This window comes from Paracoccus versutus (genome assembly GCF_029909795.1).
GTDB lineage: Bacteria > Pseudomonadota > Alphaproteobacteria > Rhodobacterales > Rhodobacteraceae > Paracoccus > Paracoccus versutus.
The window spans coordinates 213,683-226,956 of record NZ_CP038197.1 but is presented as its reverse complement, the minus strand read 5'-3'; the positions used below and the strand labels follow the sequence as shown (position 1 = coordinate 226,956).

General features: G+C 66.6%; 14 protein-coding genes and 2 tRNA genes. 6 read left to right on the top strand and 10 right to left on the bottom strand.

The genetic code is table 11. From position 1 onward, the window contains the following. Nucleotides 1–36: 36 nt before the first annotated feature. Nucleotides 37–111, top strand: a tRNA-Glu gene (locus E3U25_RS12140). 160 nt (nucleotides 112–271) lie between these two features. On the opposite strand, the gene E3U25_RS12135 is transcribed toward E3U25_RS12140, so the two are convergent. The 5 genes from E3U25_RS12135 to E3U25_RS12115 form a co-directional block, all read right to left on the bottom strand. Next, the gene (locus tag E3U25_RS12135; RefSeq protein ID WP_116222596.1) at nucleotides 272–1,744 is read right to left on the bottom strand and encodes a nucleobase:cation symporter-2 family protein; all 1,473 of its coding nucleotides are present in this window, start codon (nucleotides 1,742–1,744) and stop codon (nucleotides 272–274) included. A 215-nt stretch (nucleotides 1,745–1,959) separates the two neighbouring features. Then, nucleotides 1,960–3,006, bottom strand: a complete 1,047-nt coding sequence (locus tag E3U25_RS12130) for a quaternary amine ABC transporter ATP-binding protein (RefSeq protein ID WP_036756652.1) — start codon at nucleotides 3,004–3,006, stop codon at nucleotides 1,960–1,962. Continuing rightward, nucleotides 3,003–3,884 (bottom strand): ABC transporter permease, encoded by an 882-nt coding sequence (locus tag E3U25_RS12125; protein ID WP_036756655.1) that lies wholly within the window; start codon nucleotides 3,882–3,884, stop codon nucleotides 3,003–3,005. Before E3U25_RS12125 ends, E3U25_RS12130 begins: the two co-directional genes overlap by 4 nt. Before the next feature lie 74 nt (nucleotides 3,885–3,958). Next, nucleotides 3,959–4,954 (bottom strand): ABC transporter substrate-binding protein, encoded by a 996-nt coding sequence (locus E3U25_RS12120; protein ID WP_036756658.1) that lies wholly within the window; start codon nucleotides 4,952–4,954, stop codon nucleotides 3,959–3,961. Between the two features lie 354 nt (nucleotides 4,955–5,308). Continuing rightward, a tRNA-Tyr gene (locus E3U25_RS12115) sits at nucleotides 5,309–5,392 on the bottom strand. Between the two features lie 174 nt (nucleotides 5,393–5,566). Here E3U25_RS12115 and rlmB point away from each other — a divergent pair. From rlmB to E3U25_RS12100, 3 genes are all read left to right on the top strand, one after another. Then, nucleotides 5,567–6,364 carry a 23S rRNA (guanosine(2251)-2'-O)-methyltransferase RlmB gene (gene rlmB, locus E3U25_RS12110; RefSeq protein WP_116222595.1) on the top strand — a complete coding sequence of 266 codons (798 nt, stop codon included), beginning with the start codon at nucleotides 5,567–5,569 and terminating at the stop codon, nucleotides 6,362–6,364. Between the two features lie 171 nt (nucleotides 6,365–6,535). Further along, nucleotides 6,536–6,877 carry a YHS domain-containing (seleno)protein gene (locus E3U25_RS12105; RefSeq protein WP_275600366.1) on the top strand — a complete coding sequence of 114 codons (342 nt, stop codon included), beginning with the start codon at nucleotides 6,536–6,538 and terminating at the stop codon, nucleotides 6,875–6,877. 184 nt (nucleotides 6,878–7,061) lie between these two features. After that, nucleotides 7,062–7,514 carry a CoA-binding protein gene (locus E3U25_RS12100; protein WP_036756667.1) on the top strand — a complete coding sequence of 151 codons (453 nt, stop codon included), beginning with the start codon at nucleotides 7,062–7,064 and terminating at the stop codon, nucleotides 7,512–7,514. A 66-nt stretch (nucleotides 7,515–7,580) separates the two neighbouring features. On the opposite strand, the gene E3U25_RS12095 is transcribed toward E3U25_RS12100, so the two are convergent. Beyond that, a complete protein-coding gene (locus E3U25_RS12095) occupies nucleotides 7,581–8,600 on the bottom strand; it encodes a ribose-phosphate pyrophosphokinase (RefSeq protein ID WP_036756670.1) in 1,020 nt (339 codons plus the stop codon). An 81-nt stretch (nucleotides 8,601–8,681) separates the two neighbouring features. Here E3U25_RS12095 and E3U25_RS12090 point away from each other — a divergent pair, with 81 nt between their 5' ends. Next, nucleotides 8,682–9,281 (top strand): 2-hydroxychromene-2-carboxylate isomerase, encoded by a 600-nt coding sequence (locus tag E3U25_RS12090; RefSeq protein WP_036756673.1) that lies wholly within the window; start codon nucleotides 8,682–8,684, stop codon nucleotides 9,279–9,281. Then, entirely contained in the window at nucleotides 9,278–10,048 is a 771-nt protein-coding gene (locus E3U25_RS12085; RefSeq protein ID WP_116222594.1) for an alpha/beta fold hydrolase, read from the top strand. The genes E3U25_RS12090 and E3U25_RS12085 overlap by 4 nt, the downstream gene beginning before the upstream one ends. Before the next feature lie 6 nt (nucleotides 10,049–10,054). Here the strand turns inward: E3U25_RS12085 and E3U25_RS12080 are convergent, their stop codons facing one another. The 4 genes from E3U25_RS12080 to E3U25_RS12065 all read right to left on the bottom strand — a co-directional run bounded on the left by E3U25_RS12080 (nucleotide 10,055) and on the right by E3U25_RS12065 (nucleotide 13,270). Then, a complete protein-coding gene (locus E3U25_RS12080; protein WP_036756679.1) occupies nucleotides 10,055–10,405 on the bottom strand; it encodes an H-type lectin domain-containing protein in 351 nt (116 codons plus the stop codon). Nucleotides 10,406–10,499: 94 nt separating this feature from the next. Beyond that, nucleotides 10,500–10,946 (bottom strand): F0F1 ATP synthase subunit epsilon, encoded by a 447-nt coding sequence (locus E3U25_RS12075; RefSeq protein WP_036756682.1) that lies wholly within the window; start codon nucleotides 10,944–10,946, stop codon nucleotides 10,500–10,502. Between the two features lie 9 nt (nucleotides 10,947–10,955). Beyond that, complete coding sequence (gene atpD / locus E3U25_RS12070) at nucleotides 10,956–12,380, bottom strand: F0F1 ATP synthase subunit beta (protein ID WP_036756685.1); 1,425 nt, start codon at nucleotides 12,378–12,380, stop codon at nucleotides 10,956–10,958. A gap of 17 nt (nucleotides 12,381–12,397) precedes the next feature. Continuing rightward, the gene (locus E3U25_RS12065) at nucleotides 12,398–13,270 is read right to left on the bottom strand and encodes a F0F1 ATP synthase subunit gamma (RefSeq protein WP_036756686.1); all 873 of its coding nucleotides are present in this window, start codon (nucleotides 13,268–13,270) and stop codon (nucleotides 12,398–12,400) included. Nucleotides 13,271–13,274: the final 4 nt, after the last annotated feature.

Sequence of the window (13,274 nt, the reverse complement as noted above, 5' to 3'; positions counted from 1 at the left end):
CAGCCGTGTCGCCGGCCGAAGCGCAGGCGCAGGCATGGCCCGTTCGTCTATCGGTTAGGACGTCAGGTTTTCAACCTGAAAAGAGGGGTTCGACTCCCCTACGGGCTGCCATCGCCCCCTTTGCCTTTGATCCCCTTGCACGGCTAGCCCGATGCCGCCCACCCGATGCAGGCGCGCGCCCGTGGGTGGCCGGGAACATGCCGCGAAGGGGCGGCGGTTCGGGCAGGCCGCCGGGAAGGCGGCCCGCCTCGGGGTCAGTGGCTGGTCGCGGTCAGTGGCTGGCCGGGCGGACCAGCGGCACCTCATTGCCATTCGCGTCGTAGAGCCGGCCGTCCATGAAATAGTCCCCGTCCTCGAGCTGGGCGATGTCGGTGTAGCGGATGGTTCGTTCCGCCGCGGCACCGAAGACCGAGGGCTGGTCGGAATTGCCGGCCGTGAAATGGTTGAACAGAAGGTTCAGCGTGATCGCCATCAGCGCCGAGGAGCTGATGCCCGAATGGAAGATCGTCTCGACCCAGGCCGGGAACTGGTGGTAGAAGGCCGGCAGCACGATCGGGATGGTGCCGAAGCCGATCGAGGTCGCCACGATGATCAGGTTCATGTTGTTGGCGTAATCGACCTTGGACAGGGTGCGGATGCCGCTTGCCGCGACCGTCCCGAACAGGACGATGCCGGCACCGCCAAGCACCGGGCTGGGAATCGCCGCGACGATCCGGCCCATGACCGGGAACAGCCCCAGCGCCACCAGGATCAGCCCGCCCGTCGCCACGACATAGCGGCTCTTGACGCCGGTCACGGCCACCAGGCCGACGTTCTGGGCAAAGGCGCTTTGCGTGAACGAGCCGACGACCGGCGCCAGCATGCTCGACAGCATGTCGGCGCGTAGCCCGTCGCCCAGCCGCCGCCCGTCCACCTTGGTCTCGACGATCTCGCCCACGGCGAAAATATCCGCCGAGGTCTCGACCAGGGTCACGAGGATGACGATGAACATCGAGATGGTGGCCGCGACGCCGAAGGTCGGATAGCCGAAATGAAAGATCTGCGGCAGCGCGAAGACCGGCCCCTGCCCGACCTGGGAAAAATCGGTCATGCCGGTCGCATAGGCGATGGCCGTGCCGATCACCAGCGCCAGCAGGATCGACAGCCGGGATATGGCGGCATTGCCGACCTTGCTGAGCAGCAGCACGATGGCCAGCGTCAGGCCCGCCAGCAGGATGTTGGCCGGGCTGCCGTAATCGGCCGCGTTGCGGTCGCCGCCCATCGCCCAGGACCCCGCGACCGGCATCAGCGTCAGACCGATGGTGGTGATCACGATTCCCGCCACCAGCGGCGGAAAGAAGCGGGTGATGCGCGAGAATATCGGCGTGATCAGCAGGCCCAGCAGCGACGAGACGATGACCGCGCCGAAGATCGCCTGTATGCCGCCATTCCCCGAGATGGCGATCATCGTCGCCACCCCGGCAAAGGAAACCCCCTGCACCAGCGGCAACTGGCAGCCAAAGAATGGCAGGCCGATGGTTTGCAGGATGGTCGCGACGCCGCCGGCGAACAGGGATGCCGTGATCAGCAGCCCGATGTCGGCGGGCGACAGGCCGGCGGCCTGGCCGACGATCAGCGGCACCGCCACGATGCCGCCATACATGGTCAGGATATGCTGCATGCCATAGGCCAGATTGGCGGCAAGGCCCAGCCGTTCGTCCTCGGGCCGGACCGGCCCCGCTTCTGCATTCGTTGCCGTTTGCATGGTCGTCTCCCCCTTCTCTCTTCGCAAGCAGGCTCTCTCCCCTCAAGATTGGCGGAACTTATCGGGATAAGCCGGGGGTGACTTTTACAGAAAGCTATATGCTGACTTAAAATCTGATATAAAATCGACACGGGAGGCGCGGCAGGTGGGGCAGCAGGCCAGACCCGCGGCAGGATTTCCACCCTGCCGCGGGCCTGGGTCAGGGGTGCAGGGCCTCAGTCGTCGCTGGCCGCATCGGCCGGGTTGACCATCGCCTCCAGGATCGAGGGCAGGTCGATGATCCCGACCAGCCTGTCGCCGTCGCGGACCTGCGCCTCGGACACGCCGGCCTTGGTCATGCGGCGCGCGACCAGGTCCAGCCGCGAACGCGCCTTGACGGCAAAGCCGGGCAGTTCGCGCCCCTCGGCGGCGGGCGCGGCGATGGTGCGCGCCTCGATGATGCGGCCGCGATTCACCTCGCGCACGAATTCGGCGATATAGGCGTTGGCGGGGCGCAGCACGATCTCCTGCCCGTCGCCCACCTGCTCCATGGCGCCGTCGCGCAGGATGGCGATCTTGTCGCCCAGCCGCAGCGCCTCGTCGAGGTCATGGGTGATGAAGATGATAGTCTTGCGCAGTTCCTGCTGCAATTCCAGCAGGATCGACTGCATGTCCATGCGGATCAGCGGGTCCAGCGCCGAAAACGCCTCGTCCATCAGCAGGATCTCGGCATCGTTGGCCAGGGCCCGCGCCAGGCCCACGCGCTGCTGCATGCCGCCGGAAAGCTGGCGGGGATAATATTCCTCGTAGCCCTGCAGGCCGACGCGGCCGATCCAGTGCCGGGCGCGCTCCTCGGCCTCGGCGATGCCGCGGATGTCCAGCCCGTAGGCCACGTTGCGCAGCACGGTGCGATGCGGCAGCAGCGCGAATTTCTGGAACACCATCGCCGTCTTTTGCCGGCGGAAGTCGCGCAGCTGCGCCGGCGTCATCGTCACCACGTCCAGCCCGTCATAGAGCACCTGCCCCGCGGTCGGCCGGATCAGCCCGTTGATGTGCCGGATCAGCGTCGACTTGCCCGAACCCGACAGCCCCATGATGACCGTGATCCGGCCATGCGGGATGGTCAGGTTGATGTCCTGCAGGCCCAGGACGTGATTGTGCCGGTCGTTCAGCTCGGTCTTGGTCAGCCCGGCCTTGACCGCCTCGACATGGCGGCCGGCCTCGGGGCCGAAGATCTTGTAAAGGTCGCGGATCTCGATGTCATGCGTGCCCGCCTCGGTCATTTGCCGGCCTCCGTGTGCTTTTGCAGCCGCTTGCCATAGGCCTGCGTGGTGCGGTCCATGATGATGGCGATGGCGACGATGGCCAGGCCGTTCATCACCCCCATGGTGAAATATTGCTGGTTGATCGCCTGCAGCACCGGCTGGCCCAGGCCCCGCACCCCGATCATCGAGGCGACGACGACCATCGCGAGGCTCATCATGATGGTCTGGTTGACGCCCGCCATGATCGTCGGCAGCGCCAGCGGCAGTTGCACGTCACGCAGCTTCTGCCAGCTCGACGAGCCAAAGGCCTCGGCCGCCTCCAGCACGTCCGCCGCCACCTGCCGGATGCCCAGGTTGGTCAGCCGGATCACCGGCGGGATGGCATAGATCACCACCGCGATCACGCCGGGCACCTTGCCCAGGCCAAAGATCATCACCACCGGGATCAGGTAGACGAAGCTCGGCATGGTCTGCATCATGTCGAGGATCGGCGTCACCATGGCGTTCATGCGGTTCGACTGCGCCATCAGGATGCCGATGGGAATGCCCACCACCACGGCGATCAGGGTGCAGACCGCGACCATGGCGATGGTGCGCATCGTGTCCTCCCACATGCCGAAATAGCCGACCACCAGCAGCGCCAGCACCGAACCCAGCGCGATCTTCCAGCTTCGGCTCAGCAGCCAGATCCCGGCCGCCAGCACCGCCAGCACCAGGATCCAGGGCGAGCGGATCAGCAGGTTCTCGATCAGGGTCAGCAGGTCTTGCAGCGGCGCGAAGATCGCCTCCAGCGTGTCGCCCCAGGCGCGGGTAAAGTCCCGGAAGCCGCCGTCGATGGTCTGGCGCATCGCGCGCAGGCTCCCGCGGCTCATCTCCGGGAAACGGATCAGGTCCATGTCGTTCGTCCTTTGGAAATGGAAAGGGGCAAGACCGCGGCGGCGGCCTTGCCCGTCAGGCGCGAAGGCGCGGGTTACAGGGCGGCCTTGACCTTGTCGGCGACCTCGGCGGGCACCCAGCGGGTCCAGATCTCCTCGTGCCGTTCCAGGAACTCATAGGCGGCGTCCTCGTTGCTGGCCTGGTTCTCGACCATCCAGGCCAGCATCTCGTTGACGGTGTCGTTGCTCCAGGCGCGGGACTCGACATAGTCCATGGCCACGCCGGCCTTGTCGGCGAATTCCCTGGTCACGGCGGTATAGACGTCCGAGACCGGCCATTCCGTGACCTCGGGCTCGGCGCAATCGGGCTTGACCATGCAGCTGTCCCAGCGCTCGCGGTCGAAATCGGCCTCCAGCTCCAGCCGGGTCATGTCATGCTGGCCCAGGATGGCGGTGGGCGCCCAGTAATAGCCCAGCCAGCCCTCGTTGCGGTTCGCCGCCCGCGCGATCGAGCCGTCCAGCGCCGCGGCCGAGCCGGAATCGACCAGCTCGAACCCCTTTTCCGCCGCGCCCGATCCGACGAACTGGTTGCGGTTGATCGCCTGGCAGGCCCAGCCCGAGGGGCAGCCGAACCAGGCGCCCTTGCTGCCGTCCTCGGCACCGGGGAACAGCTCGGGATGCTCCAGCGCGTCCTCGAGCGTGCGGATGTCGTGTTCCTCGGCCAGCCAGGTCGGCACCCAGATGCCCTCGACCCCGCCGTCGGACAGGATCTTCGAGGCGATGACGATCCGCCCCTCTTCCACCGCCTGGTCCAGCGGTTCCTTGACGGCGTTGACCCACAGTTCGGGCGCCATGTCCGGCTCGCCCTTTTCGTTCATCGAGGCGAAGGTCGGCATGGTATCGCCCGCGACCAGCCCCACGTCGCATCCATAGCCCTCTTCAAGAATGATCTTGTCGACCCAAGCCGCCAACCCCGCCGAGGCCCAGTTCATTTCGGCGACGGTGATGCTGCCGCATTCTTCATCCGCAGCAAAGGCGGGGACGGTCAGCGCCACGAAGGCAAGCGTAGTCGAAGCAAGAAATTTGCCCATCAAACATGATCTCCGGATTTTCAACGCGCACGCGTGACGCGGCGCAGGGGGCGAAACCAACCGACGCGCGACGCCGGTCACCTCCGCGGGTCGATTGCGACCCTGTTGCGTGGAATGGGGCATGCGCCCCGATTTCGGTGGGCGATACTATACAGTTCTGTGAGAAAAGTTCAAATCCGCTTCAGGATTTTCTGCCGGCAGGGGATTTGCGCCGCATTTTCGGGACCGCAAAAGCGTCCTGGCAAGGCCAGGGGGCGCCTTGTGGCCCACCGGCCGGCCGCTACCCTGCGCGCCGCAGCCGGCATCTTGCCCAAGCCGCGAAGCTCACCACCCAAGTCGCTGATCTGGAAGAAGTGGTGGGCGACCCTGGAATCGAACCAGGCATGGGTCTCCCCGGCGGAGTTACAGTCCGCTGCCGCACCTTGCAGCACGTCGCCCGCCGAGCGCTTTCGGCGTGAAGCGGTGATTATCCCGACCGTCGGGGGGCGTCAAGCAGGGAACCGCGGAAAAGTCGCACTTCCTTGCCCCACCGCCAACCCGCCGCCACCCCGCCGCCAAGGTTGCATTCGGCGGCATTTTCTGCGCAGTCGAAACAGCAACCGGGAATGCGACATGGCCGAGAAACCACAGAAATCCAAGAAACCCGCCTGGGTCATCGACAAGGAACGCGCCCGCCGCGCCGCCGCGGCCGAAACCGTCTGGCTGTTCGGCCTGCATGCGGTGCGCGACGCGCTGGCCAACCCCCGGCGCGAAAAGCTGCGGCTGGTGGTGACGCGCAACGCGCTGGACCGGCTGGGCCCCCTGCCCGCGGAACTGACGCCCGAGATCATCGATGCCCGCGTCTTCGACCGGACGGTGCCGCTGTCGCCCGAAAGCGTCCACCAGGGCGCGGCGCTGGAGGTCAGGCCGCTGAAATGGGACAGCCTGGCCGACCTGGCGCTGTCCGGGCCGGGCCGGCCGCTGCTGGTGGCGCTGGACCGGGTGACGGACCCGCATAACGTCGGCGCCATCCTGCGCTCGGCCGAGGTCTTTGGCGCCCGCGCGGTCATCGCGCCGGCGCGCCATTCCGCGCCCGAGACCGGGGCGCTGGCCAAGACCGCCTCGGGCGCGCTGGAACGACAGCCCTACCTGCGCATCGTCAACCTGGCCGATGCGCTGATCGAGCTGCAATCCATGGGATATGTCGTGCTGGGCCTGGACGGCACCGGCACGGAAACCCTGCCGCAGGCGCTGGCGGAACTTTCGGGCCGGGCGATCTGCCTGGTCCTCGGCGCCGAGGGCCCCGGCCTGCGCGAACGCACGCGCGAGACCTGCGACCGTATCCTGCGCATTCCCTTCGCCGCAGATTTCGGCTCGCTCAACGTCTCGAACGCGGCGGCGGTGGCGCTTTACGCGGCTTCACAGAGTTGAACCCGGCCTTCACATCGGCGCTAGAACCAGCCCGCCCCGGTTGAGAATCGCCAACCGATTTGCCAGATCGAAAGCAGTCCAACCAAACCCCGCCGCACCATGATTCGTCCGATTCTCGCCAGCCTGATGCTTGCCCTGCCCGTTTCGGCGGCGTTGGCGCAGGATTGGGCATTGGACGGCATGGATCCGGTCTCATACGGCACCGAAAACGCCGCGGTTCCGGGGCGCACCGACCTGGTGACGGTCTGGCGCGGCCAGGCCTGGCATTTCGCCAGCGAACAGAACCGCAACCTTTTCGAAGCCAATCCAAAGGCTTACGCCCCCGGCCTGGGCGGGCTTTGCGTCCTGGCCCTGTCCGAAGGCCGTTCCGAGCCGGGCAATCCGCGCTATTTCGTGGTGATCGGCCAACGCACCTATTTCCTGCGCTCGGAACGCGCACGTGAGCGACTTCTTGCCGATCCGCAGCAGATCCTGATGCGCGCCAAGGCCGTCTGGACCCGCATGAATCCCTAAAATTTCACTTTTTTGCGAGCGGGGTGGAACTTTTTAGCCACGGTTCCCATTTATTTACTGAACATGGCCACGGAACGGTCATGTTCAGATCACTGTCCCTCGTTCCGCGACTTGCGCCCGGCCAGACCTCTGGACCGGGCGCTTTTTCCATGCCACTTTCGGTTGAGATCTGGGGGAGGATCAGATGAACCTGGCAGTACTTCGCGACATCGGCACCTCGCCGGTCGACGACGACATTGCGCGCATCGCCCGCACGGTGCGCTGCATTGCCATCGTGGGCCTGTCGCCGAACGAAGCGCGACCATCCTGGGGCGTGGCCCGTTACCTGAAATCGCAGGGCTATCGCATCATCCCGGTCAATCCGGGCCATGCGGGCAGCACCATCCTGGATGAACGGGTCTATCCCGACCTGCGGGCGATTCCGCCCGAGGTGGTGGTGGACATGGTGGACATCTTCCGCCGGGCCGAGGCCGTGCCCGCCATCGTCGACCAGGCGCTGGCGCATCTGCCCCGGCCTGGCACGATCTGGATGCAGCTGGGCGTCCGCCATCCGCAGGCGGCCGCACGCGCCCGCGCCCGCGGCCTGACGGTGATCGAGGATCGTTGCCCGAAGATCGAGTTCCCGCGCTTTCTTTAAGGCCATGGCGATACGAAAAAGGCCCCGGTCCAGAGGATCGGGGCCTTTCTTTTGCGCCGCCGGCGATCAAACGCCCGAATAGAGCCCTTCGTAGATCGGGCCCAGCGTGTCCACCTCGAACAGCGAGCTGACCGAGGTGCCGTTCCAGATGTTCAGGATCGCCTGGGCGAACATCGGCGCCGTCGGCACGATGCGAATGTTCGAGGCGGATTTCACCTTGTCGCTCGGCTCGATCGAATCGGTGATGACCAGCGATTTCATCACCGAGGCCTGCACCCGCTCGACCGCGGGGCCGGACAGGACGCCATGGGTGATATAGGCATGCACCTCGGTCGCGCCGTGTTCGGTCAGCACCTGCGCCGCCTTGCACAGCGTGCCGGCGGTGTCGCAGATGTCGTCGACGATGATGCAGGTCTTGCCGGTCACGTCGCCGATCACCGTCATCTCGGCCACCTCGCCCGGCTTTTCGCGGCGCTTGTCCACGATGGCCAGCGGCGCGCCGATGCGCTGCGCCAGTTCCCGCGCCCGCGCCACCCCGCCCACGTCGGGCGAGATCACCATCAGGTCCGACAGCCGCTCGCGGAAGTGATGCTTGATGTCCAGCGCAAAGACCGGCGCGGCATAAAGGTTGTCCACCGGGATGTCGAAGAAGCCCTGGATCTGCGCCGCATGCAGGTCAAGCGTCAGCACCCGGTCCACGCCCGCCTCGGTCAGCAGGTTCGCGACCAGCTTGGCGCTGATCGGCGTGCGGGCCTTGGCGCGGCGATCCTGGCGGGCATAGCCGAAATAGGGGATGACCGCGGTGATGCGCGCCGCCGAGGACCGCTTCAGCGCATCGGTCATGATCAGCAGTTCCATCAGGTTGTCATTGGCCGGGTTCGAGGTCGGCTGGATGATGAACATGTCCTCGCCGCGGACGTTCTCATAGACCTCGACGAAAATTTCCTGGTCGTTGAAACGCTCGACCCGCGCCTCGACGGGAGCGACGTTCATCCCGCGATGCATCGACATGCGCCGGGCAATGGCATTGGCCAGAGGCCGGTTCGCATTTCCCGCGATGAGCTTGGGTTCGGTCATGGCCGGCATGGGCTTTCCCTGTCTGGATTCGTGCGATTGCACCCCGCTTAGCACCGGGCTAGCCTGCCCGCAAACCCCGAGGACGAAACCATGGCGCATATCGACTATTACTTCGGCACACCCAGCCCCTGGAGCTATCTTGCCGGCAACCGGCTGGAGGAAATCGCCGCCCGCCATGGGGCGACGATCCGCTACAAGCCCGTCGATCTGCTGCAACTTTTCGACCGCACCGGCGGGGTGCGCCCCGCGAACCGCCACCCCTCGCGCATGGAATACCGCGCGCAGGAACTGCGCCGCTGGTCCCAGCACCTGGGCATGGCGCTGAACCCGAAGCCCGCCTTCTGGCCGGTGAATCCCGCCCCCTCGTCCTATGCCATCATCGCCGCGCAAGAGGCGGGCGGCGGCGACCTGGCCGGGCTGGTGCAGGGCTTTCTGCGCGCCGTCTGGGCCGAGGACGCCGACATCGCCGACGACGCGGTGATCCGCCGGACGCTGGCCGCGGCGGGCTTCGACCCGGACCTGGCCGACAAGGGCCTGTTCGTCGGCGCCGAGACCTTCGGCCGCAACCTGGAACAGGCGGTCGAGGCCGGGGCCTTCGGCGCGCCCTTCTATATCGTGCGCGAGACGGGCGAGCGGTTCTGGGGCCAGGACCGGCTGGATTTCCTCGACCGGCACCTGGCAAGCCTGTGAGCGCGCTGCACCTGAGGCGCTGGCCGGGCAACGAGGACCGCCCGGCCCTGGCGCTGCATTGCATGATGGGCAACGCGGTCTATTGGGGGCCGATCGCCGAGGCGCTGCGCGACCGTGTGCGGATCAGCGCGCCGGACCTGCCGGGCCATGGGCAAAGCCCGGACTGGCCGGGCGGCACGCCGGATTATCACACCGCCGTCACCCGCGCGGCCGCGGCGCTGATCGACCGGCCGCTGGACCTGATCGGCCACAGCATGGGCGCGACCGTGGCGCTGCGCATCGCCGTCGCCGCGCCCGAGGCCGTGCGCAGCCTGACCCTGATCGAGCCTGTGCTGTTCGCCGCCGCCCCCGAGGCGCAGAACGACGCGCTGATGGAGGATGTCGCGGCCCGGCTCGCCGCCGGGGAGGATGCCGAGGCGGCACGCGCCTTTCTTGGCATCTGGGGCGGGATCGACTGGGATTCGCAGACCGCCGCGGGCAAGGCCCGCCTGGCACGGCAGATCCACCTGGTCCAGGCCAGCAACCAAGCGCTGCGCCAGGACAGCGCCAATATCCTGCGGTCCGAGGGGCTGGAGGCCATCGACGCGCCCGTGCTGATCGTCATGGGCGAGGATTCGCCCGCCGTGATCCCGGCCATCGCCGATGCGCTGGCGGCACGGCTGCCCGATGTCGCGCGCGCGCGCGTTCCCGGCGCCGGCCATATGTTGCCGATCACCCATCCGCGGCAGGTGGCCGAGCTGATCGGGCTGAACCTGGACCGCGCCTGACCGGGGTCAGTCCAGATTCCAGTCGTCCTCGTGCCGCAAGGGGCCGATGGCCATCCAGCTGGCGCGCACGCGGGCGACGCGGGTATCGCCCCAGGTGCTGAACTGCAGCTCGAACCCCTCGGCGGTGATGTTCACCGCCTGAATGTCGGCGCGCTGGTTGGCATTGCCGTCCACGTCCCACATGCTCAGCGAGACATGCACCACGGGCGGCTCGACGAAGCGTTCGTCGAAGCGCACGGAACGCAGCTCGACCCGCGGCCCCTGCCCTGTCCACATCGGCCCGCCGCTCTCGAAGGCCGAGAACATCTCGGTCGAGCCATTGGCGACACCGACGGCGAAATATCCGAAACGTCGCACCCCTTACCCCTCCCCCATGCCATGAAAAAATGATGGCACAAGTAGATAAAGCCCCGGAAAACCGGGGCTTACCATAGTTTTCATCAATTCCCGGTTAATGCGGGAAATTCGCCTGGTTCGGGTCAAGCCCGATATGCGTGCCAAGCGCCTCCATGTCGGCCAGAAGCTTGACCGCCGCGGCGACCAATTCCTCGCCGGCAGTTTCGCGTTCCTTGGCGACTTCGACGCGACGACGGGCCTGGGCCATCATCTCGTTGAAGACCGCCTGCGTCATCTCGGCGCGGGGATGCCCGCGTTCGGCCAGCAGGGTGACGGAGTCGTTGTTGATCTCGGCGAAGCCGCCGGTCACTGCGAATTCCGTCGCGGACCCGTCCCCTGCCACCACGGTCACCAGACCGGGGCGCAGGTTGACGATGGCCGGCGCATGGCCGGGCATCGCCGTCAGGTCGCCATCGGCGCCGGGCAGGCGCACCTCGCGCACCGGGACGGAAACCAGGTTCCGTTCCGGCGAGACGAGGTCGAACTGCATCGTGTCGGCCATGTCGCCCCCTTACGCCGCGTCAGCGGCGAGACGCTGAGCCTTGGCTTTCACTTCCTCGATGCCGCCGACCATGTAGAAGGCCGCTTCCGGCAGGTGATCGTATTCGCCGGCCACGACCGCCTTGAACGAGGCGATGGTATCCTCCAGCGGCACCTGCACCCCGTCCGAGCCGGTGAAGACCTTGGCCACGTCGAAGGGCTGCGACAGGAAACGCTGGATCTTCCGGGCGCGGGCCACGGTCAGCTTGTCCTCTTCCGACAGTTCGTCCATGCCGAGAATGGCGATGATGTCCTGCAGCGATTTGTATTTCTGCAGGATCCCCTGGACGTCGCGGGCGACCTGGTAATGCTCTTCGCCGACGATCGCCGGATCGAGGATCCGCGAGTTCGAGTCGAGCGGGTCCACGGCCGGATAGATGCCCAGTTCCGAGATCGCGCGCGACAGAACGGTCGTGGCGTCCAGGTGGGCAAAGGTCGTGGCCGGCGCCGGGTCGGTCAGGTCGTCGGCCGGAACATAGACGGCCTGGATCGAGGTGATCGAGCCGTTCTTGGTCGAGGTGATGCGTTCCTGCATCGCGCCCATGTCCGTGGCCAGCGTCGGCTGGTAGCCCACGGCCGAGGGGATGCGGCCCAGAAGCGCCGACACTTCCGAACCCGCCTGGGTGAAGCGGAAGATGTTGTCGACGAAGAACAGAACGTCGGTGCCGGTCGCGTCGCGGAACTGCTCGGCCAGGGTCAGGCCGGTCAGCGCCACGCGCATCCGCGCCCCCGGAGGCTCGTTCATCTGGCCATAGACCAGCGCCACCTGCGATTCCGCCAGGTTGTCCGGCTTGATGACGCCCGATTCCACCATCTCGTGATAGAGGTCGTTGCCTTCGCGGGTCCGCTCGCCGACGCCGGCGAACACCGAATAGCCCGAGTGCACCTTGGCGATGTTGTTGATCAGTTCCATGATCAGAACCGTCTTGCCCACGCCGGCGCCGCCGAACAGGCCGATCTTGCCGCCCTTGGAATAGGGGGCCAGCAGGTCGATCACCTTGATGCCCGTCACCAGGATCTCGGACGCGGTCGCCTGGGCGGCGAAGTCCGGGGCCGGCTGGTGGATGGCGCGCTTGTCCGTTGCGACCAGCGGCTCGCCTTCGTCCACCGGCTCGCCGACGACGTTCAGGATGCGGCCGAGCGTCACGTCGCCGACCGGAACCATGATCGGGCCGCCGGTGTCACGCACCGGCAGGCCGCGGACCAGACCTTCGGTCGCGTCCATGGCGATGGTGCGGACGGTGTTCTCGCCCAGGTGCTGGGCTACTTCCAGCACCAGGCGCTTGCCGTTGTTCTCGGTTTCCAGAGCGTTCAGAATCGCAGGAAGCTGGCCGTCGAACTGCACGTCGACGACGGCGCCGATCACCTGCGTGATTTTTCCATTGGCCTCTGCCATGTCTCTACCTCTACGTGTCAGAGCGCCTCTGCGCCCGAGATGATTTCAATCAGTTCCTTGGTGATCGCGGCCTGACGCGAACGGTTGTATTCCGTCGTCAGCCTGTCGATCATGTCGCCGGCGTTGCGCGTGGCGTTGTCCATGGCGGTCATCCGCGCGCCCTGTTCGGACGCGGCATTCTCCAGCAGCGCCGCAAAGACCTGCGTCGCGACCGAGCGCGGCAGAAGGTCGTTCAGGATCGCGCTTTCATCCGGCTCGTAATCGTAGAGCGCCGAGGCCGCGGCCTCGCCCTCCTCGACCACGGCGGGGATGATCTGCCTTGCGGTCGGAACCTGGCTGATCACCGTTTCGAAGCGGTTGTAGAACAGCGTCGCCACGTCGAACTCGCCGGCGTCGAAGCGGTCGAGGATCTCGTCCGCGATCTGGCGCGCGTTCTCGTAGCCGATGCGCTTGACCTCGCTCATGTCGACGTGATGGACGAAGAGGTCGCTGTATTCGCGCTTCAGCTGCTCGCGGCCCTTCTTGCCGACGGTCAGGATCGACACCTGCTTGCCCTGCGCCAGCAACTCTTGCAGGCGCTGGCGGGCGAGCTTGACGATGGACGAGTTGAACCCGCCCGCAAGCCCGCGCTCCGAGGTCATCACCACCAGCAGGTGGCGGCGGTCTTCGCCGGTCCCTGCCAGCAGCCGCGGCGCCATGTCCGAGCCCGCCGCCGCAGCGGTCAGCCCGGCCATCACCGAGGCCATCCGGTCGGCATAGGGACGCGCAGCCTCCGCCGCTTCCTGCGCGCGGCGCAGTTTCGCGGCGGCGACCATCTGCATCGCCTTGGTGATCTTGCGCGTGTTCTTGACGCTGCCGATCCGGTTCTTGAGATCCTTGAGGCTGGGCATCTAT

Excerpts from the sequence above, each read along its gene's own strand:
- atpD (WP_036756685.1), bottom strand. The coding sequence starts at position 12,380 with ATGGCAGAGGCCAATGGAAAAATCACGCAGGTGATCGGCGCCGTCGTC.
- E3U25_RS12075 (WP_036756682.1), bottom strand. The coding sequence starts at position 10,946 with ATGGCCGACACGATGCAGTTCGACCTCGTCTCGCCGGAACGGAACCTG.
- rlmB (WP_116222595.1), top strand. The coding sequence starts at position 5,567 with ATGGCCGAGAAACCACAGAAATCCAAGAAACCCGCCTGGGTCATCGAC.
- E3U25_RS12065 (WP_036756686.1), bottom strand. The coding sequence starts at position 13,270 with ATGCCCAGCCTCAAGGATCTCAAGAACCGGATCGGCAGCGTCAAGAAC.
- E3U25_RS12120 (WP_036756658.1), bottom strand. The coding sequence starts at position 4,954 with ATGGGCAAATTTCTTGCTTCGACTACGCTTGCCTTCGTGGCGCTGACC.
- E3U25_RS12090 (WP_036756673.1), top strand. The coding sequence starts at position 8,682 with ATGGCGCATATCGACTATTACTTCGGCACACCCAGCCCCTGGAGCTAT.
- E3U25_RS12130 (WP_036756652.1), bottom strand. The coding sequence starts at position 3,006 with ATGACCGAGGCGGGCACGCATGACATCGAGATCCGCGACCTTTACAAG.
- E3U25_RS12095 (WP_036756670.1), bottom strand. The coding sequence starts at position 8,600 with ATGCCGGCCATGACCGAACCCAAGCTCATCGCGGGAAATGCGAACCGG.
- E3U25_RS12125 (WP_036756655.1), bottom strand. The coding sequence starts at position 3,884 with ATGGACCTGATCCGTTTCCCGGAGATGAGCCGCGGGAGCCTGCGCGCG.
- E3U25_RS12135 (WP_116222596.1), bottom strand. The coding sequence starts at position 1,744 with ATGCAAACGGCAACGAATGCAGAAGCGGGGCCGGTCCGGCCCGAGGAC.
- E3U25_RS12100 (WP_036756667.1), top strand. The coding sequence starts at position 7,062 with ATGAACCTGGCAGTACTTCGCGACATCGGCACCTCGCCGGTCGACGAC.